General features: G+C 35.8%; 5 protein-coding genes. 2 read left to right on the top strand and 3 right to left on the bottom strand.

Annotation, left to right across the window (positions count from 1 at the left end):
• Positions 1–289 (bottom strand): hypothetical protein (locus AC3DU7_RS23250; protein WP_488041671.1); only part of this gene is annotated, 289 nt, incomplete at its 3' end.
• Positions 290–530: 241 nt separating this feature from the next.
• Here AC3DU7_RS23250 and AC3DU7_RS23245 point away from each other — a divergent pair.
• On the top strand, positions 531–1085 hold the full coding sequence (locus AC3DU7_RS23245) for a phycobiliprotein lyase (RefSeq protein WP_488041670.1): 555 nt from the start codon (positions 531–533) through the stop codon (positions 1083–1085).
• 9 nt (positions 1086–1094) lie between these two features.
• The gene (locus AC3DU7_RS23240; RefSeq protein WP_488041669.1) at positions 1095–2252 is read left to right on the top strand and encodes an extracellular solute-binding protein; all 1158 of its coding nucleotides are present in this window, start codon (positions 1095–1097) and stop codon (positions 2250–2252) included.
• A 170-nt stretch (positions 2253–2422) separates the two neighbouring features.
• Here the strand turns inward: AC3DU7_RS23240 and AC3DU7_RS23235 are convergent, their stop codons facing one another.
• Together AC3DU7_RS23235 and dprA are read right to left on the bottom strand one after the other, a co-directional pair.
• Positions 2423–2932 carry a hypothetical protein gene (locus AC3DU7_RS23235; protein WP_488041668.1) on the bottom strand — a complete coding sequence of 170 codons (510 nt, stop codon included), beginning with the start codon at positions 2930–2932 and terminating at the stop codon, positions 2423–2425.
• Positions 2933–3728: 796 nt separating this feature from the next.
• On the bottom strand, positions 3729–4874 hold the full coding sequence (gene dprA, locus AC3DU7_RS23230) for a DNA-processing protein DprA (protein WP_488041667.1): 1146 nt from the start codon (positions 4872–4874) through the stop codon (positions 3729–3731).
• Positions 4875–5679: the final 805 nt, after the last annotated feature.

The raw sequence follows: 5679 nt of genomic DNA, 5'->3' as shown, positions 1-5679 counted from the left end.
ACAGCTCGCTTGCGGAACGCCGACTCCTGTGAGGGAATGCTGACCAAGAGAGGCAATAGGGGGAATAAATTGCCCACAATATAAGACTTTTAGCTATTTGGCCCCTCCTATCATTTGTAAATATACCAGCGCTAATTGCTATAAATATAGCATTTCCAACCACAACTCCACAATAGGCAACTGAAAAAAACAGCCCAAACCCTTGCCAAATAAGCATTTGGAAAATTGCGACGATCGCCTCAACTACTCCACCAAGCTCAAAAGCTTGCCCAAAGTTCACTTCAGCCATTTTTTTACTGAAAAATTTGGCTAGTTACGCGTCCTCTTTTAAAAGGATAAAAAAAGAAGATTCCGTATTTTCTTGTCTCCTTATTGCAGAGGTACTGATAACTGATAACTGATAACTGAAATGGCCAGTCCGGAAACCATAAAAAAAAACAGGATATATTAAAAGGAGTAACAAATCAAACAAAACTATTGACAAATTACAGTTAGTTTGATATCTAGACAACACCAGAGGATAAAATTAAATGGAATTAGGCGTAAAGAACACCACACAAACATTAGAAATTGCAGATTCAAGAATCACTGAATATTTTCAACGCTCCGAAGGTCAATGGCATTCTGAAAGACGCTACTATACCTTACCCGAAGGAAATACCCAAGAAATAGTCAGTCATTTAACAATTAAATTTCTAGAGCTAGGAAGTCCAGAACTTATAGAATTAGCCAAGCTCCATAAATTACATAATCCTGAAACAGCAATGATTTGTGGTTCATTAGTCAGTTGGCTCAGTCAAGATTCTGTATCAGGTAAGAAACAATCTGAAGGCTCAACAATATTCGGAGTTCGAGGCTCAATATTGTATCGCGATCGCGGTTTTGCCACGAGTAACCCTATCATAGCTAAATATCATCTATCTGACCCTAACACATTATGTCTCAGAACAGAGTACAATGGGTCTGTATTTGAGGAAGAAATTAAACAAATCGGCCATAAATACCGGACACGGCAAACTATTATTTCCCGTGCGGGCGAACAAAAAATGATTGGTCAATATCTAGAAAAACGTATATTTAAGTAATCAGAAAAAGTGAAGCGACGGAATTTTTTAATCGGAGCTACAGCAATAACTTTAGCTGAATTTTTAGCGGGATGTAATGCTCAGGGAGACTTGAATATTCAACTGTTAAAAAGCACTATTCCTGCTCAAATGGTGTCAAAGTTTAAGAGGGAATTAACATCTCAGTCTAAATTAAACTTTAATCCTCAAGAAAATTTAACAGAATTATTTTCTCTGCTACAAAGTTGGCAGAGAAAAGTTTTATTAGAAAAGCAAAAATCATCTACAGAGCAAAGAAAAAAAATAAATATTGCTAATCTTGTTACTTTAGGAGATTATTGGTTAGCAATTGCTATTAAACAAGAATTAATTCAACCTCTTAATTCTGAAGCTTTAGAAAATTGGAATAAATTGCCGGAAAAATGGCAAAATTTAGTCAAGCGTAATAATCAAGGTTATGCAGATCCCCAAGGAAAAATTTGGGCAGCACCTTATCAATGGGGTACAACATTAATTGCTTATCGAGTTGATAAATTTAAAACTTTGGGATGGCAACCTACGGACTGGAGCGATCTATGGAAAGAAGAGTTACGTCATCGATTTTCTTTGTTAGATCAACCTAGAGAAGTTATTGGTTTAACTCTGAAAAAATTAGGCAAATCTTATAATGTTAAAAATCTTAGTGAAGTTGAAGACTTAAAATCGGAACTAATTGAACTAAATCAACAGGTTAAATATTACGCTTCTAATAATTATTTACAATCTCTAATTACTGGAGATACTTGGTTAGCTGTTGGTTGGTCTAACGATATTTTACCACTGATTAAAAACCGTAAAGATATTGCTGCAGTAATACCTAAATCGGGAACAGCTTTATGGTCGAATTTATGGGTTAAACCTGCTGCTACTGCGGAAACTTCTTTAACAGAAAAATGGATCGATTTTTGTTGGGAACCTGAGATAGCAGAACAAATGTCTTTAATAACTCAGACTACTTCTCCAATCATACCAGGGATAAATCCAACTGAATTGACTTCAGAAATTAAAGGTGATTCTTTACTATTACCTCCAGAAGATATTCTTCAAAAAAGCGATTTTCTCTACCCACTTGAAGATATTGAAGATAATAATACAGTTGAACAATATCGGAAATTATGGCGAGAAATTCGTCAACCAGTAAGTAGCTAAGGGTAAGCATTTCGCGGTCAGCATTCAGCCATCAGCTATCAGCTTTATAGAATTAAAAGTATGAGCAAAAGACCATCACTTAACCTTAAATGTTGCAATAGTATGGGCAGGTTCCGCTTTAACCAGAGGTAGTTATCAATTATCCATTATCAATTATCCATTAATGAAATCTATTCTTCTGTAGTATTAGTAATAAATTCAAAGTCTTTAGGTTGATTAAATAAACTTTGACCAAACCTATAATCAATTTCTACATTACAATTCAATGGCGCATTTTCAAAGTCACAAAAATAGGCAGCAATTGGTTTTTTATTACGAGGTTCGCATACTTGTAAGTTATAACCATATTGTCTAGCTACATTGCCAAAATGATTAATAAATTTATAACGTTCTAGGTAGTTTTTATTATCCCAATTTAATTTTCTGACTACCAAAATTACCCAAGCATCATCAGAGTCAACAAACCAAGTATAAATAAGTTCTTCACCAAAGAAATCTTGAGTTAACCACAGACTAGGAATACTGGGTTGAATTTGAGATAAAGGAGGTTTCGGTAGCTTAGAAATTTCATTTCTAGGGCAGGTGGGAAAAATAATTATTGGTGTGGCAGTGGCAGGAAGAAGGAAGAAGGAAGAAGGAAGAAATAAGAAGGAAGAAATAAGAAGGAAAAATTTAGTCATTATTCAGAAGGAAGAATTCGATAATGGATCATTGATAATGGATCATTGATAATGGATAATTAGTGTTTGCTGAAAAAGTCTTTTAGTGGGGGAGGAGACAGGAGATAGGAGACAGGAGGAATAAGTAATTTAGAGGAGGTAGGAGTAAGAATTATCCCTTAATTTTTCTGCCCAACTCTTACACAAATACTAACTTTTTGAGCCTTCTTAGCCGAAAATATGGTACTTTTTTTCAACCTAATAAGGCTGAAACTTTTATATGTGAATACTTTGATAGTTAATCAGCAAGCCCTAATTACCTCTTCCTAAAAGGAAGAGGATTGAGTAAAGGAAAATTTTTGCTTGTTTATCCTTGCTCATGAGAGGCTTTAAACCTTAATTATTCGGCAAGAAGGAAGAAATAAGAAGGAAAAATTTAGTCATTATTTAATATTCAACATCAAGATTAATTAAAAAAAGCAGAAATTCCACAGATACAGGTGCATCTCAATTTTGAATAAAACCAAAAAATTATCACTTTTAGACAACAGGCAACAAGAAATATATAGGAGAAAAGTATTTTTGCAAATATTGAAATCCACCCACAGATGCCTGCCATATTAATTTTTTTGATAATATCATTTCCGGATAATTAGTGATAAAAAAACTTTCTCCTTTTCCTCCTCTTTATTCTCTTATAAATCCTGATACCATGTCCAGTAGTATCATTTGTGTGTAAAATTAAATCACAATAGGAAGAAAACCTTCTGCCTTATGCCTTCTGCCCTCTGCGTTCCTTCCACCAAAGAATAAGTATTCAACCGGACATGATATAACGCATTCCTGGTAACTGAGTAACTAACCCCAATAACTCTAACTGTAATAAAGAACTAGAAACATCTGCTGGTGATAAACCTGTTTTTTGGACAACTAAATCTACAGGAATAGCTTCGCTAGAAATATGTTGAAAAACCTTCGCTAAAAGAGGTTCTAAATCTGGAATAGAATCTCTATCTTTCTCCTCAAATAAAGATAATTGTTCGGGAGGCTCTATCACATCAATATCTAATGGTGGAATTGCTCCTAACATTTCTAATAACTTATCCATAGTAATCGGAATTACTTCTGCTCCATGATTAATTAACTGCAAACAACCATGAGATTTTTCGTCATCTAAACGAGCAGGTAAAACATACACATCTCGACAAAATTCATTTGCCATATCCGCAGTAATTAAAGCACCCGATTTTTGAGGAGCTTCCATCACTAAAACTGCCCTACTTAATCCTGCAATAATTCTATTACGTTGGGGAAAATGTTTAGAGTTTGGTTTCGTACCTGCCGGATATTCACTCACAACCAACCCCTGTTTTATAACTTTTTCAGCAAGAGTTTTATTTTCCTTGGGATAAACTGTATCAACCCCATTACCAAAAACAGCAATTGTTCGCCCCCCTGCTTCTAAACAAGCATTATGCGCCTCAGTATCAATTCCCATAGCTAGTCCAGAAACAATAGTAAACCCACTTTTTGCTAAGGTTGAACTTATTTTCCTCGTCCAACGACGACCATATTCTGTGGGGTAGCGAGTACCGACTATTCCTACCGTTGGAGTAATACCTAGAATTTCTTGGGAGTCAACTATGCCTCGATAATATAGCAGAGCTGGAGGTGTCGGAATTTCTTGCAAAAGGCGTGGATAGTCTGAGTCTGCCGGAGTCCAGAAATCAGGATTTTTCACCGTGTGTTCTTCTATCAGTTGTTTTGGATCGAGTCGCGATCGCTCTTCCACTACTTTCTCTATCTTCTGAGGGCCAAATCCTGGCACTTGGCCTAATTCTTTGGGGCTGGCCGTCCAAGCTATTGCTAAAGTCCCGAATTGTTGTTTGAGTCGTTGTAGAGCAATTGGACCTATACCACTGATTTTGGCCCATGCCAGCCAGTAGGCACGTTCTTCTATCAATTATTTCTCCTTTTGAGCAATGGTTGTTTTTAAGAGGTTGTCTGAGAAGTCTAATTTGCTACATCACGCGCCCCCTAAATCCCCCAATTTTGGGGGACTTTTACCAGCTAACAGATTCTTGTTCCCCCCAGAATTGGCTTGCTCGGGGGGCAAAATTCAGTATTAAACAACTTTTCAAACATCCTCTAAACTTATTTTAGGGGTTTCCACTCACCCGATATTTATAGCAAGAGACAGAAGGCAGAGGGCAGAAGAAAAAATGTTGCTTTGTCTAGAATCTAAAAAATATTTGATTGATTTTTTCTTCAATTTTTATTGACGTTTTGTTCAACATTGATTACAATATAAATAGGACTGACGCAAATACGCTATATATAGCGCTCAAAACTATTGTCCAATAGTCTTTTGACTCTATAAATAGTGCCTTTGCGTAAGTCCTGATAAATATACAGCAAGGAACAAGTTGCTAGGACATAGATTGATGATGAACTTCAGATAGGGAAATGTTTTTCCCCTGTTCCCTGCTATAAGACACAAAAGAAAGCTTTCAAACCTGAGTAATTTATCTAATTGGTGGCAGCTAATTTATAAGCTGAAACCGAGGGATTTTCTGTGGAAATTTTGTCAAAAATTGGAGAAAAAATATGACTAATAATATAGAAGTAGTATTCAGCTTTGATACAACTGGCAGTATGTATCCTTGCCTAACTCAAGTACGCCGAAAAATCCAAAGTTCAGTAACTCGATTAATGTCAGAAATTCCTGGTATTAGGATTGGAATTATTGCTCATGGAGATTATTGCGA

The organism is Okeania sp. (assembly GCF_983059655.1).
The sequence above is the reverse complement of the archived record's forward strand: the minus strand, read 5'-3'. Positions and strand labels throughout refer to the sequence as shown.